Annotated in this window: 24 protein-coding genes; 14 read left to right on the forward strand and 10 right to left on the reverse strand. The window is 64.2% G+C overall.

The window, feature by feature from the left end; all coding sequences use genetic code 11:
• The first annotated feature begins 12 nt into the window (after nt 1-12).
• The 5 genes from AC07PT_RS15170 to AC07PT_RS15190 all read left to right on the forward strand — a co-directional run bounded on the left by AC07PT_RS15170 (nt 13) and on the right by AC07PT_RS15190 (nt 2950).
• Entirely contained in the window at nt 13-843 is an 831-nt protein-coding gene (locus AC07PT_RS15170; RefSeq protein WP_492346170.1) for an alpha/beta fold hydrolase, read from the forward strand.
• A 22-nt stretch (nt 844-865) separates the two neighbouring features.
• Nucleotides 866-1369, forward strand: coding sequence for a DNA starvation/stationary phase protection protein Dps (dps, locus tag AC07PT_RS15175; RefSeq protein WP_492346111.1), 504 nt, complete (start codon nt 866-868; stop codon nt 1367-1369).
• Nucleotides 1366-1734, forward strand: coding sequence for a helix-turn-helix transcriptional regulator (locus tag AC07PT_RS15180; RefSeq protein ID WP_492346112.1), 369 nt, complete (start codon nt 1366-1368; stop codon nt 1732-1734). The genes dps and AC07PT_RS15180 overlap by 4 nt, the downstream gene beginning before the upstream one ends.
• A 31-nt stretch (nt 1735-1765) precedes the next feature.
• Nucleotides 1766-2443 carry a YoaK family protein gene (locus AC07PT_RS15185; protein ID WP_494657151.1) on the forward strand — a complete coding sequence of 226 codons (678 nt, stop codon included), beginning with the start codon at nt 1766-1768 and terminating at the stop codon, nt 2441-2443.
• A 174-nt stretch (nt 2444-2617) separates the two neighbouring features.
• Nucleotides 2618-2950, forward strand: a complete 333-nt coding sequence (locus AC07PT_RS15190) for a hypothetical protein (RefSeq protein WP_492346114.1) — start codon at nt 2618-2620, stop codon at nt 2948-2950.
• Between the two features lie 273 nt (nt 2951-3223).
• Here the strand turns inward: AC07PT_RS15190 and AC07PT_RS15195 are convergent, their stop codons facing one another.
• The 3 genes from AC07PT_RS15195 to AC07PT_RS15205 form a co-directional block, all read right to left on the reverse strand.
• Nucleotides 3224-5392, reverse strand: coding sequence for a PQQ-dependent dehydrogenase, methanol/ethanol family (locus tag AC07PT_RS15195; RefSeq protein WP_494657152.1), 2169 nt, complete (start codon nt 5390-5392; stop codon nt 3224-3226).
• Between the two features lie 200 nt (nt 5393-5592).
• On the reverse strand, nt 5593-6387 hold the full coding sequence (locus tag AC07PT_RS15200; protein ID WP_494657153.1) for a phosphodiesterase: 795 nt from the start codon (nt 6385-6387) through the stop codon (nt 5593-5595).
• 200 nt (nt 6388-6587) lie between these two features.
• Nucleotides 6588-7016 carry a GNAT family N-acetyltransferase gene (locus tag AC07PT_RS15205; RefSeq protein WP_492346117.1) on the reverse strand — a complete coding sequence of 143 codons (429 nt, stop codon included), beginning with the start codon at nt 7014-7016 and terminating at the stop codon, nt 6588-6590.
• A gap of 14 nt (nt 7017-7030) precedes the next feature.
• On the opposite strand from AC07PT_RS15205, the gene AC07PT_RS15210 reads away from it, so the two are divergent.
• From AC07PT_RS15210 to AC07PT_RS15240, 7 genes are all read left to right on the forward strand, one after another.
• Complete coding sequence (locus AC07PT_RS15210; RefSeq protein WP_494657154.1) at nt 7031-7897, forward strand: AraC family transcriptional regulator; 867 nt, start codon at nt 7031-7033, stop codon at nt 7895-7897.
• A 235-nt stretch (nt 7898-8132) separates the two neighbouring features.
• A complete protein-coding gene (locus tag AC07PT_RS15215) occupies nt 8133-9131 on the forward strand; it encodes an alpha/beta hydrolase (RefSeq protein WP_494657155.1) in 999 nt (332 codons plus the stop codon).
• Between the two features lie 297 nt (nt 9132-9428).
• Entirely contained in the window at nt 9429-9857 is a 429-nt protein-coding gene (locus AC07PT_RS15220) for an SMI1/KNR4 family protein (RefSeq protein WP_494657156.1), read from the forward strand.
• A gap of 153 nt (nt 9858-10010) precedes the next feature.
• A complete protein-coding gene (locus AC07PT_RS15225) occupies nt 10011-11459 on the forward strand; it encodes an IS1182 family transposase (protein WP_494657157.1) in 1449 nt (482 codons plus the stop codon).
• 538 nt (nt 11460-11997) lie between these two features.
• The gene (locus AC07PT_RS15230) at nt 11998-13020 is read left to right on the forward strand and encodes an IS30 family transposase (protein ID WP_494657158.1); all 1023 of its coding nucleotides are present in this window, start codon (nt 11998-12000) and stop codon (nt 13018-13020) included.
• A 93-nt stretch (nt 13021-13113) separates the two neighbouring features.
• Nucleotides 13114-13404, forward strand: a complete 291-nt coding sequence (locus AC07PT_RS15235) for a helix-turn-helix transcriptional regulator (protein ID WP_494657237.1) — start codon at nt 13114-13116, stop codon at nt 13402-13404.
• Nucleotides 13405-13407: 3 nt separating this feature from the next.
• Nucleotides 13408-13767: a HipA domain-containing protein gene (locus AC07PT_RS15240; RefSeq protein WP_494657159.1), complete on the forward strand. Its 360-nt coding sequence runs from the start codon at nt 13408-13410 to the stop codon at nt 13765-13767.
• A gap of 131 nt (nt 13768-13898) precedes the next feature.
• Here the strand turns inward: AC07PT_RS15240 and AC07PT_RS15245 are convergent, their stop codons facing one another.
• The 5 genes from AC07PT_RS15245 to AC07PT_RS15265 all read right to left on the reverse strand — a co-directional run bounded on the left by AC07PT_RS15245 (nt 13899) and on the right by AC07PT_RS15265 (nt 19194).
• Nucleotides 13899-14204 carry an NIPSNAP family protein gene (locus AC07PT_RS15245; protein ID WP_494657160.1) on the reverse strand — a complete coding sequence of 102 codons (306 nt, stop codon included), beginning with the start codon at nt 14202-14204 and terminating at the stop codon, nt 13899-13901.
• A gap of 112 nt (nt 14205-14316) precedes the next feature.
• Nucleotides 14317-15705 (reverse strand): 3-oxo-isoapionate kinase OiaK, encoded by a 1389-nt coding sequence (oiaK, locus tag AC07PT_RS15250; RefSeq protein ID WP_494657161.1) that lies wholly within the window; start codon nt 15703-15705, stop codon nt 14317-14319.
• 5 nt (nt 15706-15710) lie between these two features.
• Nucleotides 15711-16958, reverse strand: coding sequence for a ribulose-bisphosphate carboxylase large subunit family protein (locus tag AC07PT_RS15255; protein ID WP_492347736.1), 1248 nt, complete (start codon nt 16956-16958; stop codon nt 15711-15713).
• A gap of 12 nt (nt 16959-16970) precedes the next feature.
• Nucleotides 16971-17801, reverse strand: coding sequence for a phosphogluconate dehydrogenase C-terminal domain-containing protein (locus AC07PT_RS15260; protein ID WP_494657162.1), 831 nt, complete (start codon nt 17799-17801; stop codon nt 16971-16973).
• Between the two features lie 73 nt (nt 17802-17874).
• On the reverse strand, nt 17875-19194 hold the full coding sequence (locus AC07PT_RS15265) for an MFS transporter (protein ID WP_492347734.1): 1320 nt from the start codon (nt 19192-19194) through the stop codon (nt 17875-17877).
• A gap of 236 nt (nt 19195-19430) precedes the next feature.
• Here AC07PT_RS15265 and AC07PT_RS15270 point away from each other — a divergent pair, with 236 nt between their 5' ends.
• Nucleotides 19431-20144 (forward strand): transcriptional regulator NanR, encoded by a 714-nt coding sequence (locus tag AC07PT_RS15270; RefSeq protein WP_494657163.1) that lies wholly within the window; start codon nt 19431-19433, stop codon nt 20142-20144.
• 61 nt (nt 20145-20205) lie between these two features.
• Here the strand turns inward: AC07PT_RS15270 and AC07PT_RS15275 are convergent, their stop codons facing one another.
• A complete protein-coding gene (locus AC07PT_RS15275; protein WP_494657164.1) occupies nt 20206-21153 on the reverse strand; it encodes a LysR family transcriptional regulator in 948 nt (315 codons plus the stop codon).
• A gap of 184 nt (nt 21154-21337) precedes the next feature.
• On the opposite strand from AC07PT_RS15275, the gene AC07PT_RS15280 reads away from it, so the two are divergent.
• Nucleotides 21338-22330, forward strand: a complete 993-nt coding sequence (locus AC07PT_RS15280) for an MBL fold metallo-hydrolase (RefSeq protein WP_494657165.1) — start codon at nt 21338-21340, stop codon at nt 22328-22330.
• A 13-nt stretch (nt 22331-22343) separates the two neighbouring features.
• On the opposite strand, the gene AC07PT_RS15285 is transcribed toward AC07PT_RS15280, so the two are convergent.
• Nucleotides 22344-22952, reverse strand: coding sequence for a class I SAM-dependent methyltransferase (locus AC07PT_RS15285; RefSeq protein WP_494657166.1), 609 nt, complete (start codon nt 22950-22952; stop codon nt 22344-22346).
• Nucleotides 22953-22981 lie beyond the last annotated feature (29 nt).

The raw sequence follows: 22981 nt of genomic DNA on the forward strand, positions 1-22981 counted from the left end.
GGAGCCCAGTCCATGACCCAAGGCAATGTCATCGTCACCCAAGACAAGACACGCATCTTCTACAACGACTGGGGCCAAGGGCAGCCTGTCGTCTTCAGCCACGGCTGGCCCCTGAACGGCGATGCCTTTGAAGATCAGATGCTGTTCCTCGCATCGCGCGGGTATCGGGTCATCGCCCATGACCGGCGTGGCCACGGCCGCTCGTCTCAACCCGGCTTTGGCAACAACATGGATCAGTATGCCGATGACCTGGCCGCCTTGACCGAGGCGCTGAACCTCAAAGACGCGGTGCACGTCGGCCACTCCACTGGTGGCGGCGAAGTGGCGCGCTACATCGGCCGGCATGGCACGAAACGCGTGGCCAAGGCGGTGCTGATCGGCGCGGTCACCCCCATCATGGCCAAGACCGACTGGAACCCGGCCGGTGTGCCCCTGTCGGTGTTTGACGGCATCCGTGCCGGTGTGCAGGCCAATCGGGCCCAGTTCTACAAAGACCTGACCCTGCCTTTCTATGGCTACAACCGAGCCGGCGCCAAGGTGTCAGAAGCCGTGCGCGACACCTTCTGGCTGCAAGGCATGACAGGCAGCATCCTGGCCCAGTACGAGTGCATCAAGGCCTTTTCGGAGACCGACCTGCGCGAAGACCTCCAACGCATGACAGTGCCCACCCTCATCATCCACGGCGATGATGACCAGATCGTGCCCCTGGAAACCACGGGGCGGGAGGCGGCCAAACTGGCACCGCGATCCAAGCTGGAGATCGTGCCAGGCGCGCCCCATGGCCTGTGCACCACGCACAAGGACCGAATCAACGAGTTGCTGCTGGCCTTTTTGCAGGCCTGAACAACACCACCGGGAGTTCACCATGGGATATGTCACCAAGATGGATCTGCCGCCGCTGGTGCGTGGGCAGGTTGCACGCTTGTTGCAGCAGCGCCTGAACGACGCCATCGACCTGGACGCGCAACTCAAGCATGCGCACTGGAACGTCAAGGGCCCCCAATTTCTGCAGCTGCACCAGCTGCTGGATTCAGTGCACGACGCGATCGAAGAGGCGGTCGACCTCATTGCCGAGCGCATCACCGCCCTGGGCGGCACGGCCGATGGGCGCCTGAAAACCGCCGTCAACGGAAGCTCTCTGGCGGAGTACCCGCTGGGCCTGAAGGGCGGCGCGGCCCACCTTGACGCCGTCAGCGGGGCCCTGAGCGGCTTCGGGACTGGCGTGCGGCAAGACATTGAGGTGGCCAGCCATCTCGGTGACGCCGGCACGGCCGACCTGTTCACCCAACTGTCGCGCGAAACAGACAAGCTGTTGTGGCTGGTCGAGGCCCACCTGATCGACGCGCCCAACCTGGAGTCTGCCAATTGAATGCCGCCGTCCTGCAGGCATCGGGCGGGGGGCTGTCCCGGCACCATCGCATTCAGGCCTTGTCCATGTTCGAACTCTGCGGGCAGGCCCATCCCCATTGCACCGTGACCGCCGTGGCACGCCAATGCGGCCTGTCGCGGGGCCACTTCAGCGTGGCCTTCAAGGCCTGGACGGGTTACAGCCCGGCGCAATGGCGCCTTGCACGCAAGATTGACATGGCCAAACTGTTGCTCAAAGGCACACTCTCGATCGCAGACATTGCGAACGAATGCGGCTTTGCCGACCAGGCCCACCTGACACGCACCTTCCGCGCTGCGGAAGGCCTCTCGCCAGGCCAGTGGCGCAGCCAGTTCCGTGCCCACTGACACCCTCTTACCGCACCGAGACCACCCCACCATGAAACCCTTACCTGCCCACCACGGCGCCACACTTTTGGCGGGGGTGGCCGGCTTTGTCGACACGCTTGGGTTTGTCGCCTTGTTCGGCCTGTTCACCGCCCACGTCACGGGCAACTTCGTGTTGATCGGTGCCGAACTGGTGCAGCCCGGGCGGGGCGTTGCGCTCAAGCTGCTGGCGTTTCCGGTCTTTGTGCTGGCGGTCGCGCTCTGCCGTTGGCTGGCTTTGGCACTCGAACGCCAAGGCCGGCCGCCTTTGGGCCCCTTGATGGGCCTGCAAGCCTTGCTCTTGCTGGCTTTCATGGCGGCGGGTGTGGCCTCAGAGCTTGTGCCAGGGCATTTTCAGCCCCTGGCCTACGCTGCAGGCCTGTTTGGCGCTGGCGCCATGGGCATGCAGAACGCCAGCAGCAAGATGCTGCTGGCCAAGCTGACGCCCAACACGGTCATGACTGGCAACGTCACCCAACTGGTCATGGAAGCCAGCGACTGGATCGCCGGGCGCCGGGATGCGGGCCTGAGCCAGCGCATCAGCCGGCTCTTCTACCCGGTTTTGACCTTTGCCCTGGGGTCGATCGCGGGTGCCCTCAGCTATTCGGCCGTCGGCTTTGTGGCCCTGTTGCTGCCGGTGACGGCCATCGCCTGCATCGCCACCGCAGGCTTGCACACCACCGAGCCCTGACGCCCGAACACGCCAAGCCGAATGCTTTGGCTTGAAATTGACTCAGCCCGTTTTGTGAGCGATACCAGCAGACGGGTGCGCGCCAAATGGGCAAGACCCTGCAACCGGGGTTCAGACTCTCTGAACCCCATTTTCAACAAGAACCCAACCGTTCTATTTCAAACAGGAATCAACATGAAAAAGCAAATTTTGATCGCCGGTCTTCTGGTCTCGCACGCCTTCATCGGCACCGCCTTCGCGGCCGGCGAGGTCGATGCTGCAGACAGCAAGGCAGCCCCCACCAAAATGGTCACACCGGAAGAGAAGAAAGCCGCACGTGCAGAGCGCAAGGCCAACGGCGCCGCGGCTGCCAAGGCAACACCGATTCCTCAAGGGGGCGAAGTGGCCCTGGGTGACAGCAAGGCGGCGTCATCGGGCAAGGTAAGCGCCGAAGAGAAAAAGGCAGCCCGTGCCAAAAGAAAGATGGAAGGTGCCGCCGCAGCGAAGGCCGAAAAGAACGGCCAGTAAAGCACTGAGCGCTCCAGGTGCGCCGGGATGGGCACACAGGCCAGCGCGTCTATCCAGTGCCGACCTGGGCCCAAGGGCCCATCGCGGGTGCCTGAGCCCTTCGGCCACCAGCTTCATCGCCTGGCGGCTGCCGATGACGCCCATCACCGGCTTCGCCAGCGCATGCCTGCCGACCACCGCGCCCTGAGGCCACAGCCAGGGAAGCAGCGAACGCAGCGCTGGCACCGAGATCCTCGCCGCCCAAAAGGGCCTGCCAAAGGGGCGATCGAGGGCTCAGCGTTGCCCAACTGACCCTGCGCCCCCCGCTTGCGCCGCCTTGCCACCCTTGCCGGCCTCCAGCTCCGACGCCAGGTCATGGCTGCGCTTGACCAGGTACTGGCGAATCAGCTCCACCTGATCCATCGTCAGCACGCCATTGAAGCTGGGCATGCCCTTGGGGATGCGGGCGCCGTAAAGGATGCCGGCAAACTGCTGGTGTTTGGCGGGGGTCAGGTAGCGCAGGTCGGGCACCACGCCGCCGCTGATGGCGTTGATGCCGTGGCAAGAGGCACACAGGCCATTGAACAGGGTGCGCGCCTGCTGCACCTGCTCGGCGCTGGCCGTCAGCGTTTGCAGCGGGGGCAGATCGCGGGCCTGTTGAGCCGGTGCGGGCAGCTTGGCCTTGCCGTCGAGCTTGAAGGTGACCACGCGCGCTTCGGGCTGCACCTGCGCACCCAGCGACAGCGGCCCCCCGATCAGGGGCAAGGCACCGCCCCAGCCCACCATGAAGGTCACGTATTGCTCGCCCTTGACCAGGTAGGTGACCGGGCCCGCCATGGCGCCGGAGTTGACGCGCTGCTCCCACAGCTTGCGGCCGGTGTCTGCGGCATAGGCCACGGCCCGGCCATCGGCCGTGCCCTGGAACACCAGGTTGCCGGCAGTGCTGAGGGTGCCGCCATTGCCCGGGGCCTGGTAGTCCACCGTCCAGGCCGGCGCCTTCTTCACCGGGTCCCAGGCGATCAGGCGGCCCTTCCAGGCGTCGCGCACCTGCGCTGTGATCTGCGGGTCTTCAGGCAGGTCGGGGGCATTCAAGCCCAGGTTGACCACCGATTTGGTGGGCAGAAACTCGGGCGCCTTGGCCGCCTCCAGGCCGGCCACCGTCTCTTGCGCCGGCAGGTAGATGTAGCCCGTCTGGGGGTTGAACGACATGGGCTGCCAGCTGTGGCCACCCAGGAACGAGGGCACCACCATTTTCGGGCCCTTGTTGTAGTCGGCCTCGCCCGTCATCACGGGCCGGCCCGTGCTCAGGTCCACATGCGAAGCCCAGTTGGCCGGCACAAACTTGTCGGCCGACAGCAGCTTGCCCGTCTGCCGATCCAGCACATAGAAAAACCCGTTCTTGGGCGCCTGCATGATGACCTTGCGCGGCTTGCCCTCGATCATGATGTCGGCCAGCACCATGTGCTGCGTGGCGGTGAAATCCCAGCGGTCGCCGGGCGTGGTCTGGTAGTGCCACACGTACTCACCGGTGTCCGGGCGCACGGCCACGATGGACGACAAAAACAGGTTGTCGCCCTTGCCTTCGCTGCGGAACTCGTAGTTCCAGGGTGAGCCATTGCCCACGCCCACATAGAGCAGGTCAAGCTCAGGGTCGTAGGCCATCGAGTCCCACACCGTGCCGCCACCGCCCCACTTCACCCAGCCATTGCCCGACCAGGTCTTTAGGGCCATCTGCATGGCGGCGTTCTCGGGCGGGTTCTTCGGGTCGCCAGGCACGGTGTAGAAGCGCCAGGCCTGCTGGCCGGTGTCGGCATCGTAGGCCGTCACATAGCCCCGCACCCCGAACTCGGCGCCGCCATTGCCGATCAGCACCTTGCCCTTCACGATGCGCGGGGCGCCCGTGATGGTGTAGCTCTTCTTGTGGTCAATGACGGTATCGACCTCCCAGACCTTGCGGCCGTTGCGGGCGTCAAGCGCGATCAGGCGGCCATCGAAGGCGCCCACATAGACACGGCCCTTCCAGACGGCCACGCCGCGGTTGACGATGTCGCAGCAGCCGGTAGACAGGCTTTCCACCCGCACCTGCGGATCGAACTTCCACAAGGGCTTGCCCGTGCGGGCATCGAGCGCATAGACGATGCTCTTGGCGCCGGTGGTGTACATCACGCCATCCACCACAATGGGTGTGGCCTCGACACCGCGGTCGATGTCGAGCTTGTAAGTCCAGGCCACACCCAGCTGGCCCACGTTGCCATCGTTCACCCGCTTGAGCGGGCTGAACCGCTGCTCATCATAGGTGCGGCCATGGCTCATCCAGTTGCCGGGCTCTTGATCCGCCCTTTGAATGCGGTGCCCATCCACATCCGCCGGCGGGCGCAGGGCCATGGCCGGCGCAGCGGTGGTGAAGAGCCCCCCGGCCAGGAGGGTGAGCGAAAGCAGGCGATGGCGGCGTGAGCTTGACATGGACAGTCTCCGAGTTGTTCTGCCGCGAATTGTCTGAAGTCAAGCCCGTTCGCGCATCGCGAACAATCGTTAAGGGTGAGCCCTAGGCTGGCGGGGGGTGTTGGGGGGTATTCAGACTGCGGTGCTGGCCTGTGAAGAGCCCATTGGCTCAACAAAGACCAGCGCGCAAGCGAGCGGCCCTCCCTCCGACGCGCTTGCGATCAAGCAAACCCGTATGGCCCCTCAAAGTCACCCATGTGGCTCACGTGGCTGATCATGCCGTGGGCCTCGTCCCACAAGTGCAGCATGCAGCCGCGCGGGCCGATGTGGGACTGCGGCTTGGCATCGGGAGCCAGTTGCAAGTCAATTTCCGTGGTGGTGCTAGGGCAAGAGCACAAGACGGTTCCACCCCAACGCCGCACCATGGTGCGATGAACATGCCCACACAGCACAAGCTCGATGTTGGGCGCCGCCCGCACCACCGCCTCCAGGGCCTGTGCCGTCATGTAGCGGTACTTGTCCATGTAATGGATGCCGCTCATGAACGGCGGATGATGGAGCATCAAAAGTGTGGGCTTGACCCTGTCTTGAGCCAGCACGCCGGCCAGCCACGCAAGGCCTTGCTCGTCGATCTGCCCGTGGTGTTTCCCTGTTGGGCACGAGTCGAGTCCTATCAGGCGAACTGGATAGTCGTCGTTGCACCAGTGCAGGGGGCCCGTCGTGGGCAAATAGGGCTGATCCTGAAACGCGAGACGGAAATTCTCACGGTGATCGTGGTTGCCCGGAATGACGAAGACGGGTATGCGCGAAGCCGCCAGCAACTCGCGCACCATCGCGTACTCCGCAGGCAGCCCCTCATCAACCAGGTCACCCGTGATCAGCATCAGGTCCGGGAGTTGATCAAGGGCGTGAACATGGGCGATCGCTTCCGCGAACATCCGGTTGGAATCCGCAACGCCTTGGTACAGCTCGCCTTTGGGACGGATGTGCGGGTCTGACAACTGAGCAATGAGCATGAGAATCCCCAATGAACCTGGCGTCAGGCTAAATCAAATCCAAGGAAGGTCTGTAAAACCTCCGCGTCCCGATCCAGATTCGACCCTGAGTTGCGCGAAATCCATGCATTGGTAAATGCCTTTGGAATTGAAGCCCAATCGGAGAGTTACGAGCCTACGGCTGCGCCTGGCCGGCAGCCGAAGCAAGCGTGCAACAGCGCTCAGCGCACCAGCGATTTCCTCATGTAGGCCAGGTAGAAGCCGGGCGCATAGTCCTCGACCCGCGCGTACTCTTCGTAGCCGTGCTTTTGGTAGAACGCGGGTGCCTGCCACTCGAAGGTGTCGAGCTTCGAATTTTTGGCACCCAGCTCGATGGCTTGCCGTTCTGCTTCCGCGAGCAGGCGACTGCCCAAGCCATGGCCGCGTACCTCGCCTTCGACAAACAGCACTTCGATGTTGAGCCAGTAGAGAAACACAAAGCTTCTCAGCCCGCCGACGCATCGGCCGTTCTCATCTCTGGCAGTTAACCGAATGTACTGCTGCTCGGGATATTCACCGACGAAGCCATAGTTGTAGCGGCGCAGCTTCAGGCCGAGCTCGCTGGAGCGGAGTTCATCGGGTGTGGCGGTCGTTATGGTGATGTTTTCCATTCGGAAGAATGGTAGTGGAACTGCTCAGCAAAGGTCGGCTTCTGGCCTTTTTCGGCCCTCCAATCAGGGGATTCGCCTACGATGTCCGCATGGACAAGCAGGCCGCGAGCAAGAGCACCAACCGCCACGACTACGAGCAGGCCGCATCACCCCTGGGCGTGATGCCCAAGGATTATCCAGACGGCTTCGTCGTCGGTTGGCACGCCCATGTCCGCGGGCAGCTCATTCACGCGGTTTCCGGCTTGATGAAGGTGCGTACCGAAAAGGGCTTCTGGCTCGTGCCGCCTTTGCATGCGCTGTGGATGCCCCCGGGCCTGACGCATGACATGCAGGCTTGCGGACCAGTTGCCTTGCGCACGCTATACGTCCACCCGGCAGTGCTGTCCCAACTGCCGGTGGTTCCCAAGGCGCTGGGGATCTCTCCACTGCTGCGCGAGTTGCTCGTACGAGCCTCTGTCATACCCATCGACTACCCCGCTGGCAGCCACGAGGCGCAATTGCTCCAGGTTCTTCTGGGCGAGGTGCAGGGTGCGTGCGAGGCCATCGATTTTCACCTCCAACCGGCCCGGGACAGGCGCTTGGCCCATGTCTGCGATGCGCTGGTCGCGCAGCCCGGCGACACCCGAGAGCTGACGCAGTGGGCCGAATTGGCGGGCTGTTCGAGTCGCACGCTCGCGCGCCTGTTCAAGCAGGAGTTCAGCCTGTCCTTCAGCACCTGGCGCCAGCAAGTGCGTCTGATGGCCGCGCTTACGCGCCTGGCGCGCGGGGAGCAGGTGACGAGCATCGCTCTGGACCTGGGCTACGGAAGTCCTGGGGCGTTCACAGAGGTGTTCCGGCGCTGGCTCGGTACCGTGCCCTCCAGTTACTTCGGCGGGATATAGCACCACCTGCCTGCTGCAGGCGTTCAGTTTGTCTGTTCTGCCGCAGTCATTGTCCATTTGGCCGCAGCGGGTCAAGCGGCGGTCTCCTAACCTTGGCTTGGGCTTTTTCGTATCAGACGCGAGTCCACGACACAAGACACCAGGAGACAACACTTTGACTTTTTTGATTCACCTATCGACAGATCACGTCTCGCTCAAGAGCCGCCGACGCGTCGGTCTATGCCTGATGGCTACCATGCTCTCCACTCTCCACGCCCCATTTGCACAAGCCACACCATCCGTCTCCCCCGATTTGGCGGCCAAAGCCGCCTTCGCGCCGCAGGCCAGTTTCAGCCGCCAGGACGTGGCTTTCGATGCCGATGGTGTTCAACTGAGGGGCTGGCTCTACTTGCCCGCCGGCAGTGGGCCAACGCGACGCGCGCCGGCCGTGGTGATGGCTGGCGGCTACGGCACCACAAAGGAGATGTTCACCGACCGCTATGCCGAAGCCTTCGCGGCGGCAGGGCTGGCCGTGCTGCTGTACGACCACCGCGGCTTCGGAGCCAGCGACGGGGAGCCGCGGCAGGAGATCGATCCCTGGCGCCAGGTGGAAGACCTGCGGCACGCCATCACCCATGCCAGCAGCTTGCCGGCCGTGGACCCGGCGCGCATCGGCGTCTGGGGCAGTAGCTACAGCGGCGGTCATGCGCTGGTGGTCGCCGCCACGGACCGGCGTGTGCGCTGCGTGGCCGTGCAGGTGCCCACCACCCATGGCAGCCAGACAGCCCAGCGTCGGGCATCGGGTGAGGCTGAGGCCGCGTTGCTACGCCGTTTTGCAGAAGAACGCTTGCGCCGCGCCCGTGGCGAAGCCCCGACCCGGCTGCGCCTGATGGGCGACGCGACTTCCAATGCGATCTACCGCAGCCAGGAGGCCGCGGACTGGTACACCGCCGCCTATACACGAGCCCCCGGTGCCGTACCGGAGGTCACGTTGCGGTCGGTGGAAGCGGCACGTGGCTACAACCCAGTGGATTTCATCGACCGCATCAGCCCGACGGCGCTGCTGATGCAGGTGGCCGAACACGACAGCGTCACCCCCACGGATCTGGCGCTGAGCGCTTATGCTCGCGCACTGGAACCCAAGGCTTTGCGTATCGTGCCGGGAGCCGGGCACTTCGACGTCTACGAACGAGACTTCGACAGCACATCCCAGGCGGCGATCAACTGGTTCCAGCGTTACCTCGGTGTACGCTGATCGGCTTACCCGGCCATGTGATGCCAATTCGAGACGGGACCCCCAGTCGTTCCTTCACCCTGCAACCACTTCTTGCAGATCTGGGGCCACCGTCTGATCTGGCGCCCCCAGCGGTCAGTAGGCATCATCGGTCCAAGGTCTGCAACCACACCAGAGCCGACTCCCGTTGCTGGGGGCCGCTTCAGGCTGGTCTGCAGACATACGGGACGCTTCCGCGAATGAGTACTATCGGCCAAGAGCCGTCACTCCCCTACCGCCCTCATCGAAGGCCCCAGGCGGTAATGCGCTTCAATTGAAATGACCCCAGAAAACGACATAGGTATTCGACTCGCTGCACTCGAACTGCAGCTTGGAGCGCCGTTGCCAAAGGACTACCTCGATTTTCTATCCTCGCATCGTGCGGTCGATGAGCCGAGCATGTATGTCTCCTCCAACCCCGACTATTGGGGGGTGCGCTCGCTTTTCAAGTTGGGAACCGGCGCAGATTTCGACCAAGTCGATTCGGTGTTCAAGATGGTCGGCGGCGTTTTGCCATCTTCATGTCTACCCGTTGCTCAGGACTGGTCAGGCAACCTATACCTGTTGGACTGCACTGAGAAATCTTCAAGCCGAGTTGTTTGGTGGAACCATGAACGGGACGTGGACGATATGTCCGTCGATTTCGTGGCTCTGTCGTTTGCTGACTTTGTCGCTTTACTAGCCTACGACAGGCTTGACGATGAATAGCAATGACAGCTCAGGAGCGACGGCAGTGTCGGCAACGGGCCCACCGGGGTCCTCCGATGTAGGGCAGAATCCGGCCGAGGCTGTGTGAAAACACTCCACGGCTTGTAGCTTCAAAAATAAAATAGGACACCCCATTTCCAGCGAGGGTGCCCCATGAAGCGATTCATCGAAGGCGAGTCCCGCCAGCAAGTGAGCTTGCTGCCTGAATGCCTCGACGACTATATCGGAGAGGACAACCCGGTGCGCATCGTCGATGCGTTCGTTGAAGAGTTGGACTTGTCGTCACTCGGTTTCAAAGGCGCCGATCCGGCCTTCACAGGTCGTCCTGCCTACCACCCGGCAGTCCTGCTCAAGCTCTACATCTATGGTTATCTGAACCGCATCCAGTCCAGCCGTCGCTTGGAGCGTGAAGCCCAGCGCAACGTCGAACTCATGTGGCTCACAGGTCGCCTGGCGCCCGACTTCAAGACCATTGCCGACTTTCGCCACCACAACGGTGTCGGCATCCGCAACGTCTGCAAACGCTTTGTTGGTTTGTGCCGCGAACTCAAGCTGTTCACCCAGGCCATCGTGGCCATCGATGGCAGCAAGTTCAAGGCCGTCAACAGCCGGGATCGCAACTTCACGCCCGGCAAGATCGAAGCCCGCCAGCGGCAGATCGAGCAAAGTATCCAGCGCTACATGGACGCGCTGGAGACGGCAGACCGCACGCAGCCCGCCGAGGTTGAGGCCAAGACCGAACGCCTGACGGAGAAGATCAAGACGCTGCGTGCGCAAATGCGGCAACTCGACCAGACGCAGGAAGAGCTTAAACAAGAGCGCGACGGCCAACGCTCGACCACCGATCCCGATGCGCGCTCGATGAACTCACAGGCCAAAGGCACCGGCCTGGTGGGCTACAACGTACAAGCGGCGGTCGATGCCAAACACCATCTGGTCGTCGCCCACGAGGTGACCAACATCGGTAACGACCGGGCACAACTGACCAAGATGGCCTTGGCGGCACGGGCGGCCATGGGCAAGAAGAAGCTGCAAGCCTTTGCGGACCGTGGCTACTTCAGCGGCACCGAACTCAAAGCTTGCGAGGACGCCGGCATTGCCACCTACGTGCCCAAGCCGATGACCTCGGGTGCCAAGGCCGAGGGACGTTTCGATAAGAGCGACTTTGTCTACATCACCGAGCATGACGCCTACCGTTGTCCGGCGGGCGAGCACGCCATCTACCGCTTCAACACGGTGGAGAAAAATGGCCTGAACGCACGCGTCTATTGGACAAGCGCCTGCCCTCAATGCCCGATCAAGGCGCAGTGCACCACCAGTAGCTACCGGCGCGTACGCCGATGGGAACATGAAGATGTGTTGGAGCGCGTGCAGCAGCGACTAGACCAGAAACTGGACGCGATGACGTTGCGACGGCGCACCGTGGAGCATGTGTTCGGCACGCTCAAGCACTGGATGGGCACAACGCACTTCCTGACCAAGACCCTGGCACATGTGGGCACCGAGATGAGCCTGCAGGTGCTGGCTTACAACCTCAAGCGGGTAATGCGGATTCTGGGTATCGAGAAGACGCTACAGGCGATGCGGCTGGTGGGGGCGTGAGCCTCTTTATGTGCCTTTGTCGCCATGCAAGACCGAAGCAAAGATGAAGGTGCCGCCACGCGCAAACAGCGCTTCTAGAGCTGCGTGTGAGGCCAGCCAGGTCATGCACAACGCCAGGATTCGGCATACTGTTAGGCAGAGTGCGTTTCCACACAGCCTCGGCCATAAGTGGACGTTCAGACCTGCATTAGCATCATCGAAATCCTTCTTCATCGACTCAAAAGCGTTTTCTACTCATACGTCCTGTGAGTATGCGTATCCCTTCAATCCTCACAGCTATTTTCGTTTGGCTGGCAGCATCGCCTTCTGCATTTGCCCGCGACCAGCATTTCTATGACGTAGCACGAAATTGTCGCGCGAATGTTGAAGTGCATTCCTTTAGCATTCGATTTTCCATTGATACACATTCAACTTTTGCATTTGTCGAAGACACGCCATTTACTCAATGCTTAGCCCAAGGAGCTGCCTCCAAGGATGATGATGGCAGGGCGGTCTCAAACTTGAAGTGCAACACCTGAACCCCAGGTAATTTGCACAGATGACTTCACGATACACACACTTGCAGCCAGAAGATCGCCTGACTGTGGCTTCTCTTTTGCAGCAAGGCCATAGCCAACGATCCATCGCCCACCTGCTCGGGCGCAGCCCCAGCACCATTTGCCGTGAGCTTTCCCGCAATGGCTCGGCCTGTGATGGCTATGCCTTCAAGCCTGCCCAGGCAGCCTGTGAGGCCCGCCGCATCGCTTCTCGGCCTTTGCCCAAGCTGCACCCGCATGGCGCGCTGTGGCGTGTGGTCTGTGATCTTTTGCTGTGGCGTTGGTCTCCCCAGCAAATTGCCCGCACACTGCAGGGCATGCATCGTGATGATCCCAGCCAGCATGTATCCCATGAGACGATCTACAACGCCATCTATGCCTATCCCCGTGGGGAGCTCAAGAAGCAGTTGATTGCGTTGCTGCGCCAGGGGCATAGTGGCCGCAGGCCCCGCTCGGCGGGGCAGGATCGGCGGGGCCAGATTCCCGAGATGGTCAGCATCCATGTGCGTCCTCCCGAGGTCAATGACCGGCTCATGCCTGGGCACTGGGAGGGGGATTTGATCAAGGGTGCCAACAACCAGTCTGCCGTGGGTGTGCTGGTGGAGCGCCGCACGCGCTTGGTGCTGTTGTGCAAGATGCCCAACGCGACGGCCGAAAGCGCTCTGGCGGCCTTCACGGCCAAGCTCAACCAGGTGGCGCAGCCCATGCGCCAAGCGCTCACCTACGACCAGGGCAAGGAGATGTCCCGTCATCGGGAACTGGCCCAGGCCACGGGTGTGAAGGTGTACTTCTGCGATCCGCACAGCCCTTGGCAGCGGGGCAGTTGCGAAAACACCAATGGGTTGCTGCGCCAGTTCCTGCCCAAGGGGACGGACCTGAGCGTGCACGATCAGGACGCATTGGATTCCATTGCTGATCTGATGAACAACAGGCCGCGCGAAACGTTGGGCTGGAAGTCTCCATACCAAGCCTTCCAGCAGTTCATGCAGGCGATTGCACAGCGCCAGAACGCTACCATTCACTGATTCTCAAATCGCTTCAATCAAGCAGTGGTGTTGCGCTTCGGATTTGAGACCGCCAGCGTTTAATCCTGATAGGAGCTCATATAAAAAAAAGCGATCAAGGCACTCGGCCAAAGCCTTGCGCTGGCCCGCCGGCGCCGGGGGCTGTCGCAGGCCGATCTGGCCTCGCGCATGGGGGTGTCGACCAGCACGGTTCGCCGGCTGGAAGACGGGCACCCCGGTATTGCACTGTCTTACCTGGCAAGCGCCCTGCAGGTGTTTGGTGAGCTCGACAAGCTTCGCCTGCTGCTGGACACGGCGACCGATTCCGTTGGCCTGGCGCTGATGGATGCGGAGCTGCCAACGCGCATCCACAGCAAGCGCCGCAGTGCCCCCAAGGCCTTCTGAAGCTTGCGCGATGCCCAGGACAGGTTTCCGGGGTCGGTCCTTGCGGGGCGACGAGCCACGCCGCGGATGCTTGAACTGGGGCAGATGCTCAACGCGTCAAAAGCCGTGGAGTTGGGCCAGGAGACAGCCGAAGATTTGGCTTATCTGCGGGGCAAGGCGACGTCTTTGGGCGGCATGCGGCCAAAATGCAGCCTCCTGGATGAGCAAGGGCATCTGGCCCTGGGAAAGTTCCCCAGTGTGAAAGACGAGCGCAACGTGACCCGTGCGGAAGTCCTGGCGCTGAAGTTGGCACGACGGGCCGGCATGGATGCCGCCCACGCCCTGGTGGCCATGGTGCAAGACACGCCGGTGGCAGTGGCGTGAGTTGGGCTTGTCACCCGAGGTGGGCATGACGCCGCAAGAGCTGCAGGCGTTTGCTCTGGCCTTCGAACACCCGGACGCGGCACTGGCCAGAACATGGGTGGCTGGGTGAGCGCTGCCTCACACCGAGGCGCCTACTCAAACACCGGCCGAAAAAAGCTGCGCTCGTAGCTGAGGATGCAGCGGGTGTCCTCGGCCAGCTTGAAGGCGGCCTGGCATTCGGGGTCGGTTTGCGAGCGGGTGCGGTAGACCTCGTAGGCCGCGAGCGAGGGGAACGAGAACGAGGCCAGCGCAATGTTGTTGGCGCCTTCGGAGGGCAGCAGGTAGCCATGGTGGATGCCACCCAGGCGGTTCACCAGACCGATCCAGAGTTTGCCGTAGTGCTCGAAGGTTTGAAGCTGGGTGGGATCGATGACGTAGCGCAGATGGCAGGTGATCATGTTCGGGGCCGGGCCGGGTTGTTGAGGTCGGGGCAATATACCGTGCCTTGCGGCCGTGGCGCGCCCGTGGGCAAGGGCCCTGGCCGCCGCATGAAACCCCTCCGGCCGCGCGTCACACCCCGTGCAAGGCCTGGCCATAAAAGGCCTCGCCGCCCATCTGGCCGCCTTTGAGGATCAGCTCCAAGCCATCGCGCCGCGGGTTCGCTGACCAGGCCCGACACAGAGGCGCGCCGGGCGTGATGCGGGCCAGCACCGTAAGGGCCTCGATGCCCAGCACACTGGCCACCTCGCCCGAGCTGTCGCCACCGGCCACCACCACGCGCTGCAGGGGATGCTGGTCCAGCAGTCGTTTCATGACCTCGGCCAGGCCCGCGCCCACCGCACGCGCCGCCTCGGCCCGGCTCAGGCCGGCCCGGGCGGCGTGCTGGTCAAAGGCCAGCACCTCGGGGTCGTCCGGGCCTTCGGCGCTGAAGACCAGGGCACTGCGCCCGACCGAGAGGGCAGCGCCGGCCTGCGCCAGCACGCGCTGCAGTTCGGCCTCGCACCGCTCGGGCAGCAGGCAGGCTGCGATGTCCAGCCGCTCGGTGGCAAAGCCATGGGCCCTGGCCCAGCGGATCTGGCCTGCCGAGACGGGCGAGCAACTGCCACTCACCGCCGCGATCACCGGCACAGGCGCGGCCTCGGGCAGGTCAGCACTGGCGGGCAGCCAGCCCTGGCTGCGCCAATAGGCCGTGAGCGCGTAGCTGAGACCCGAAGACGAAGCGCTGAACAGCCCACCGCCGCGCTGAGTCCAGATCAGGCGGCCGGCTTCGAGCAGCGTCTCATCGTCCAGCACATCGATGAACACGATGGGGGCCGCAACGTCGGCCTGACGACAGACCCTGAGTTGGGCCAGGGCATCGCCGGCCTTCAGTTGCACCATGTCGACCAAGCCCGTGCGACGCGGGGTCTGCGCGGCCAGGTGACGGCGCAGATCCGATTCGCCCATGGGGGTGACCGGGTGGCGCGACATGGTGGGATGGCGGTCCAGGCGATAGCCCACGCCCTCCACAGCCGCGAACAGGTGCCCGAACACCTGGTAGCGGCGCAGCCGGGGCGCGCCCACCACCGAGGGGCTCCAGTCGCCCCCCATGTGCTGCAGCCCGATCTCGATGGCGCAGCCGATGGATCCAATGGCGGGCGACGAGTCAAAGGTGGAGCACACCTTGTAATGCAGGATGGGCGCCCCCAGCGCCTTCAGGCTGGCAAAGGCCTGGGGCAGGTGGCGGGCCATCCACTCAGGGCTGCGACCGCGCGACGAGCCCGCCAGGCCCACGCAGCGCACGCCCGGAAAACGCTGCAAGGCCTCTGGCGCAGGTGGCTCCAGGAACAGCACGGTGGGCACGCCAGCAGCGGTCATCGCCTCCATGGCGTCGGTGGAGCCCGTGAAATCATCGCCGTAGTAGGTCAGCAGCAAGCCCTCGGGCAAAGCCGCCTGCAAGGGGCTTTCTAAGGCATTCATCGCATTCATCGCCAGAACCCCAGGGCCTGGGCCAGGGCCGGTGAATCCAGGGCCGCCCGCTCCAGCTCAATGCCCTCTTGCGCCGCCTGCCAGGCATCGCGAAACGACTGTACCCCTGCGGCCACGCCACCCGGGTGGCCAAAGATGCCACCGCCGGCGGTGTGGATCAGGTCGGCACTGCCCAGGCCGGCGTAGGTGTCGTGCGCCTGCAGCCCGGTCTGACCCGAGCTGAAGACTGGCATGCCGGTCATGGGGGCGCTGTCCATCACCGGGGCCAGCACGGCGCGGGCGGCCGCCATCACGCTGTCGTCGGCTTCGCTGAACTTGTTGCGCAGCCCGTTCACGTGCAGGTGGTCGGCCCCGGCCAGGCGCCACAGCTTCTGCCAGGGCGCGTAGTCAAAGCCCAGTTGCGGCGAGCGGCTCAGGTAACCCCAGCCGGCACGGTGGGCGTGGATCGGCAGTTGGGCGTGGCGGCGCAGCTCGGTCATGCCGACCAGGCCGATCGAGTTCAGGCAGGCCATCACGCAGGTGCCGCCCTCGGCCAGCACCAGGTCATGGCGGCGCTTCATCTGGTCCAGATTGCCGGTCAGGTTGAAAGCCACCATGGGCATGCGGCCCAGCCGGTCAGCCGCCGACCGCACCACGCGCATGACGGCCTTCACGCGCTCGTCGAAGGGGCAGGCCGGGCCGTCGGCCTGCAGCTCGTCGTCCTTGATGAAGTCGATGCCGCCATCCACCAGCAGCTGCACCTGCTCGGCCGTCTCCTGCACGCTCAGGCCCACGCTGGGCTTGATGATGGTGCCGATCAAAGGCCCGCTGGACACGCCGCTGAGGCGGCGCGTGCCAGCCACGCCAAAGGCCGGGCCGGGGTAGGCCTGGGCAAAGGCCGGGGGCAGTTGCAGATCGATCAGGCGCAGGCCGGTGACGCAGCGCAGCTCGTACAGATTGCCGGCCACGGTGGCCATCAGGGTGGGCAGGCAGGGCCCCAGATTGGCCAGCGGCCACGACAGCTCCAGCAGCGCCCGCGTGTAGCGCCCGTTGGCCGCGGGGGCGGGCGTGGGCAGGCTGGGCACCAGGCTGCTGTCGAGGATCTGCAGGCGTTCGACCCGGGCGCCGGCCCGGGCCTTCAGCTCAGGCGTCTCGGTGGGCAGGGCCACAAAGGTGCCGCTGGACTGTTCGCCGGCAATCACCTCGGCCGCCCGGGCCGGGTCGTCGCCGGTCTCCAGCCAATAGGTGGCGTGTATGCGTTCCATGGGGTGCCTTGCTCAGGTGATGCGGCGGATGCTTTCGGCGATCTCTTCGCGCTCGAAGACCTTGATCCAGTCGTCGCGCATCAACCGTGGCTTGCCGAAGGTGATGGCCTTGTTGCAGGCATCCGAGAAGGCGCCCGGGATCTCCTTGAAGATCACCGCGGCCAGGATGTTCATGTGGCCCAGCAGAAAATCGCGCGCGCACTCGGCCGGCACCCCTCGGCGCACGGTTTCGTCCATGGCCTCGCGCATCACGTCGAGCAAGGTGGCACAGACGGTTTCTGACAGGCCCGGCTCCAGCAGGGCCATCTGGTCCACCGTCAGGCGGTAGGAGTTGAGGATGGGTGCATAGATGGTCTTGGCCAGTTCCTCACCCAGGTCAAAGGCCGACTCGGGGCCCTGCATCAGGGCACTGGTGATCGATTGCTTGGCAAAGCCGCCGCCAAAGTAGTCCTTGCGCGCGGCTTCGCTGGTCTCGTTGTTGTAGATCGGTGGGTGGCAAGGATGGGCCACAAAGTAGGTGAGGTCGGCCCGCTGGGGCAGGTGGCCGGCAAAGGGGGCGGCGGCATCCAGCACCATCACCATGGCGCCGGACTTGAGCTGGGGTTCGATCTGGTGCGAGATCTTGCCGATCAGGGTGTCGGGCACGGCCAAAATGACCACGTCCACATCCTTCAGCGCCTCTTCGGTGCTGACCACCGACAGGCCCAGCTCATCGTGCAGGCGCTGCTGCCCCGCCGCGCCGGGTTCGACGTGGGCCACGCGAAAGCGTGAATTGAGCAGATTCTTGGACAGGCGCACGCCCATCTTGCCGCCAGCGCCAAACAAGGCAATTTTGGGATTCATCTGGAGTTCTCCTTGAAGTCGATGGGCCCAGGCTTGGGCCCTTGCAGAAAAAGCTGCGCTGAGCGCAGAGGGTTCAGGCCAGCGCCGCGGCACGCGGCATGGCGGGGTGTGCCACCTTGAGCACCAGCACACCGGCCACGGCCATCAGGGCGCCGACCACCAACATGGGCAGCTGGTAGCCGCCGCTGCTGTCTTTCAGCGCGCCGGTGATGAAGGGGGCGGCAAAGCCGGCCAGGTTGCCCACGGTGTTGATCAGCGCCAGGCCCGTGGCGGCCCCGGCACCGCTGAGGAAGCGCGCCGGCAGCGCCCAGAAATTGGGCAGCGCGGCAAAGATCGCGCAGGCCGTGACGGTGATCACCGCCACCGTGGTCACTGGCGACTGCATGTACAAGGCGCAGGGAATGCTGGCCGCCCCAATGAAGGCGGGCAGCCCGACATGCCAGCGCGACACCCCGTGGCGGGTGGCATGCTGGGTGGCCAGGTACAAGGCCACGGCCGCCGGCAGGTAAGGGATGGCCGTGATCAGGCCCTTCTGGAACACATTGAACTTGCTGCCGAACTGGGCCTCGAAGCCGCCGATCACCGTGGGCAGGAAGAAGGCCAGCGCATACAGGCCGTAGATGAAGCCGAAGTACACCAGGCTGAACAGCCACACACGGCCATCGCGCAGCGCCAGACCCGCCTGGGCGCCGGGGGTCTTGGCCTTCTGGCGGGCCTCCTGAGCCAACTCGTCAGTCAACCAGCGCTGCTCTTCGGCACTGAGCCAGCGGGCATCGGTGGGCTTGTCGGCCAGGTAGAACCAGGCGATGAAGCCGACCACGATGGCCGGCACGGCCACGCCGAAGAACATGATGCGCCAACCCGCCAAACCGAACAGCCCGTTGGCCTCGATCAACAGGGCCGCCAGCGGCGCACCGATCACGGTGGTCAGGGGTTGTGCCAGGTAGAACAGGCCCAGGATGTGACTGCGGTAGCGCGCCGGCACCCACTGGCTCAGGAACAGGATGGCGCCCGGAAAAAACCCGGCCTCCGCCACCCCCAGCAGAAAGCGAAGTGCGTAAAGGCCCTCGACGTTGCTCACCCAGGTGAACAACAAGGCCACCACGCCCCAACTCACCATGATGCGCGACAGCCAGCGACGCGCGCCGTACTTGTGCAGCGCCAGGTTGCTGGGGATCTCCAGCACGATGTAGCCCACAAAAAAGATGCCGGCGGCCATGCCGAACTGAGCCGCCGACAGCGCCAGGTCCTTGCTCATGCCGTTGGGGCCGGCAAATGAAATCGCGGTGCGATCCAGGAAATTGATGAAAAACATCAGCGCCACAAAGGGCACGAGCCGCCACGACACCTTGCGGATCGCGCTTTGCTCCACGGTTTTGACAGAACTGTTCACGAAGTCTCCTCGTTGTTTTGAGCCGCCCCACGTCATGGACAGGGCCTCTTCCAGCTGGTCTGATGAACTGGTGTGATGAGTAGACCATTGATTGAAAAATCCCCGCACTGGGGTTTTCACGGAGGACGCCTACCTGGCTTGGCGAGGGCCGTGACCAGGCCTCGGAGTGAGTCACTGACGGGCCATAATCGAAAATCGCCGATTTCGCCCAGCCCCTGCCACCGAGCCCGCCCGTCATGACCGAACCGATCCAGCGCCGCAAACTGTTCCAGGAGGTTCTTGATCGCCTGATGACGCGCATTCGCTCAGGCGCCATCCCACCGGGCGGGCAGTTACCCTCCGAGCGCGAACTGATGGAGGAATACGGCGTGGGCCGCCCTGCCGTGCGCGAGGCACTGCAGGCCCTCGAACGATCAGGCATCGTGGAGATCGCGCATGGCGAACGCGCCCGTGTGGTGGTGCCTACCGCCGACCGGCTGATCGCTCAGATTGCTGGCGGTGCCATGCACCTGCTGCGCAGCCAGCCCGACTCGCTGGAGCATTTGAAGGATGCCCGGCTGTTTCTGGAGATCGGCATGGCCCGCCAGGCCGCCGAACGCGCCACCGAGGAAGACATCGCCCGTTTGCGCCTCGCGGTGGCACGCCACCGCGCCTCGCTGAACGACCTGGAGCGATTCATCGAACTGGACATGCATTTCCACCGTGAATTGGCCACGGTGAGCGGCAACCCGATCTTTCCGGCCATCGTCGAGGCCCTGTTCCGCTGGGCTGGCGAATACTACCAAGCCATGGTGCGCGCCCCCGGGGTGGAAGACCTGACGCTGGCCGAGCACGACCGCATCGTGGACGCCATTGCGCTACACCAGCCCGAGGCCGCCGCCGAAGCCATGCGCGCCCACCTGACCCGCGCCAACAAGCTCTATCTAAACCCGCAAGGGCAGACCGTGTGACGGCCCCGGGCAGCCAGAACCCGGGGTGCTCAGCCTGCACTTTCACACGTGAATAGCGCCGTCATGCCATGACGGCCTCCTGAACCGATCCAGGCACCCGGTCCCACCACGCCGGCTCACCGATGGCCGCCCGCAGGTGGGCCATGAACAATCGTGCCCGCTGAGAGCGGCCCCTGCCCGGCGCACGCACGGCGTGGATACCTGGCAAACCCGCAGCCGGTGGCGCACCCAACTCCTCCGGGAACAAGGCCACCAGGCTGCCGTCGCGCAGGTGGTCGCTCACCACCCAGGTGGCGATGTGCAGCACGCCCAAACCGCCCAGCGCCGCTTGCAACATGCCGTCCTTGTCGTCGGTGCGAAACCGCCCCCGCACGGCCAGGGGCTGATTGCGGTTGACGCCCGCATAGCGCCAGATGAACGACGGCGCTGGCGGCGTGGCCACACTGATGCATTCGTGCTGCAGCAGCTCGATCGGCGAGGCCGGCCGCCCGGCCCGCGCCAGGTAGGCCGGGCTGGCACAGGTGACCAGGCGCACCGGCGCCAGCAAGGTGGCCTGCAGGTCGCTGTCGGGCAGCACGCCGATGCGGATGGCCACATCCACCCCCTGCTCGGCCAGGTCGATCACCTGGTCGCTGAGGTGCAGATCCACCTCCACACCGGGGTACTGGTGCATGAAGCCAGCCACGGCCGGCACCACATGGCGGCGCCCTAACACGGTGGGCGCCGCCACGGTCAGCGGGCCACGGGGCAGGTCGTCGAGTTGGTGCAAGGCATCGCGGGCCGCGGCGATCTCGCTGAGGATGGTGCGGGCCCGTGGCACGAACTGCTCGCCCGCATCGGTCAGGTGGATGCGACGCGAGCTGCGGTGGAACAGTGGCGTGCCCAACTCGGCCTCCAGCGCATCCACCTTGCGGGTGACGGAGGACACCGCCACATCCTGCTGGCGTGCCACCTCGGAGAAATTGGCGCTGCTGGCCACGGCGAGAAAGGTCTTGAGAGAATCGATCATGGGGCTTGGGAACCGAACCGGGTCAGGGAGATGAACGCTGCCAGAGCCTGCGGGCAGGCCCGCATTGACTTTGCAAACATCGCAAAGATACTTTGCACATCTTCGTATTGTTCTGTTTTTCGCAAAAAACAACAATAGCCGCTGTTTCCATTCCATCCCTGCAACCTGCACCCAAGGACACTTCATGAAAACATGGCATTCAAACCCCATCTCCAAGCCCGCAGCACGCCTCGGGCTGGCCCTGGCGCTTGCTCTGGGCGGCTTGGCCGGCACCGCCAGCGTGGCCCAGGCCGCGGCCCCGATGCAGAAAACCCAGGCCCCGGGCTGGTACCGCCTGATGGTGGGCTCGTTCGAGGTGACGGCCCTCAGCGACGGCACCGTGGACCTGCCGGTCGATCAACTGTTGCACGCCCCCAAGGGCCGGGTGGCCCAGGGCCTGGGCAAGCACTACCTGAAGGCCCCGCTCGAGACCTCGGTCAACGCCTTCCTGATCAACACCGGCAGCCGCCTGGTGCTGGTAGACGCGGGCGCTGGCGCCCTGTTCGGCCCCACCCTGGGGCGCCTGTCAGCCCAGATCAAGGCCGCGGGCTACCAGCCCGAACAGGTGGACGACATCGTCATCACCCACATGCACCCCGACCACGTGGGCGGACTGGTGTCTGAGGGCAAGGTGGTGTTCCCCAACGCCACCGTGCACGCCGACCAGGCCGACAAGGATTTCTGGCTGTCGCCCGCCAGCCTGGCCGCTGCGCCCGATGCACAAAAAGGCTTCTTCCAGGGCGCCATGGCCTCGCTGAACCCCTATGCCGAGGCCGGTAAGCTCAAGACCTTCCAGGCCGATGGCGAGATCGTGCCGGGCCTGCGCAGCCAGGCCACCCATGGCCACACCCCGGGCCACAACGTGTATGTGCTGGAGAGCGATGGGCAGCGGATGATCCTGCTGGGCGACCTGATCCATGTGGCCGCGGTGCAGCTTGAGTCACCCGAGATCACCATCGGCTTCGACAGCGACGAGGCCCATGCCCGCACGGCCCGGGCCAACGTGTTCAAGGCCCTGGCCAAGGACGGCAGCCTGGTGGCCGTGGCGCACTTCCCCTTCCCCGGCGTAGGCCGCCTGCGCGCAGCGGGCAAGGGCTTTGTCTGGGAGCCGTTGAACTACAGCAGCCAGGTGAAGTAAGGTCAGGCGGGCCTCAACGCCCGCCCAGACACTCCAACTCAAACAAAGGCAGATCGGCCTGGCGGCTCAGCCAGACGCCACCGCCCAACTCGACAAAGCCCTCCTGCAGGCCGCGTCGGTACAGCGCGGCGCGGTGACGGAACAGGCGGGCGTCGGTCAGGTCTTCGTCGATGATGTCGCGCTCATAGTCCTCACGGGCCACGGCCTCCACGTAGAGTGCGCCCTTGCACAGCCGGGCCAGATTGCGCAGCGCCAGGGTCAGATCGGCGGGGCTCAGGTAGGGCAACACGCCCTGGCAGATCACCAGATCAAAGGGCTGCGCGCTGGCGTAATCGACCACCGAACCCTTTTGCCATCCATAGCGCTGGCACAGGTAGTCGCTGTACTCCACGCCCTGGTAACTGGCGCCCGGAAAGTGGCGTGCGATGGCCTCGCGCCACAGGCCGATGCCGCAGCCCACATCAAGCACCCGGTGCACCGGCACCCGCAGGTACTGCAGGTAATGGCAGACAAAGGCCCCCAGACGCTCGGCATGACCGGCGTCCACCACACGGGTCTTCTTGTCAAAGTAAAAGCGCTGGTAATACGCCTCGTCAAACCACTGCTCACTGGCTGATTGCACAACGGATCCTTGTCACCAAAACCCCCAAC

The sequence above is a fragment of the Curvibacter sp. GW821-FHT09D12 genome (genome assembly GCF_059416245.1).

What these genes read in the sequence shown, in the direction of transcription:
- AC07PT_RS15230 (WP_494657158.1), top strand. Translation starts at nt 11,998, where the DNA reads ATGACTTCACGATACACACACTTGCAGCCAGAAGATCGCCTGACTGTG.
- AC07PT_RS15270 (WP_494657163.1), top strand. Translation starts at nt 19,431, where the DNA reads ATGACCGAACCGATCCAGCGCCGCAAACTGTTCCAGGAGGTTCTTGAT.
- AC07PT_RS15220 (WP_494657156.1), top strand. Translation starts at nt 9,429, where the DNA reads ATGACCCCAGAAAACGACATAGGTATTCGACTCGCTGCACTCGAACTG.
- AC07PT_RS15275 (WP_494657164.1), bottom strand. Translation starts at nt 21,153, where the DNA reads ATGATCGATTCTCTCAAGACCTTTCTCGCCGTGGCCAGCAGCGCCAAT.
- AC07PT_RS15185 (WP_494657151.1), top strand. Translation starts at nt 1,766, where the DNA reads ATGAAACCCTTACCTGCCCACCACGGCGCCACACTTTTGGCGGGGGTG.
- AC07PT_RS15260 (WP_494657162.1), bottom strand. Translation starts at nt 17,801, where the DNA reads ATGAATCCCAAAATTGCCTTGTTTGGCGCTGGCGGCAAGATGGGCGTG.
- AC07PT_RS15225 (WP_494657157.1), top strand. Translation starts at nt 10,011, where the DNA reads ATGAAGCGATTCATCGAAGGCGAGTCCCGCCAGCAAGTGAGCTTGCTG.
- dps (WP_492346111.1), top strand. Translation starts at nt 866, where the DNA reads ATGGGATATGTCACCAAGATGGATCTGCCGCCGCTGGTGCGTGGGCAG.
- AC07PT_RS15195 (WP_494657152.1), bottom strand. Translation starts at nt 5,392, where the DNA reads ATGTCAAGCTCACGCCGCCATCGCCTGCTTTCGCTCACCCTCCTGGCC.
- AC07PT_RS15200 (WP_494657153.1), bottom strand. Translation starts at nt 6,387, where the DNA reads ATGCTCATTGCTCAGTTGTCAGACCCGCACATCCGTCCCAAAGGCGAG.
- AC07PT_RS15190 (WP_492346114.1), top strand. Translation starts at nt 2,618, where the DNA reads ATGAAAAAGCAAATTTTGATCGCCGGTCTTCTGGTCTCGCACGCCTTC.
- AC07PT_RS15170 (WP_492346170.1), top strand. Translation starts at nt 13, where the DNA reads ATGACCCAAGGCAATGTCATCGTCACCCAAGACAAGACACGCATCTTC.
- AC07PT_RS15245 (WP_494657160.1), bottom strand. Translation starts at nt 14,204, where the DNA reads ATGATCACCTGCCATCTGCGCTACGTCATCGATCCCACCCAGCTTCAA.
- AC07PT_RS15205 (WP_492346117.1), bottom strand. Translation starts at nt 7,016, where the DNA reads ATGGAAAACATCACCATAACGACCGCCACACCCGATGAACTCCGCTCC.
- AC07PT_RS15280 (WP_494657165.1), top strand. Translation starts at nt 21,338, where the DNA reads ATGAAAACATGGCATTCAAACCCCATCTCCAAGCCCGCAGCACGCCTC.
- oiaK (WP_494657161.1), bottom strand. Translation starts at nt 15,705, where the DNA reads ATGAATGCCTTAGAAAGCCCCTTGCAGGCGGCTTTGCCCGAGGGCTTG.
- AC07PT_RS15255 (WP_492347736.1), bottom strand. Translation starts at nt 16,958, where the DNA reads ATGGAACGCATACACGCCACCTATTGGCTGGAGACCGGCGACGACCCG.
- AC07PT_RS15215 (WP_494657155.1), top strand. Translation starts at nt 8,133, where the DNA reads ATGCTCTCCACTCTCCACGCCCCATTTGCACAAGCCACACCATCCGTC.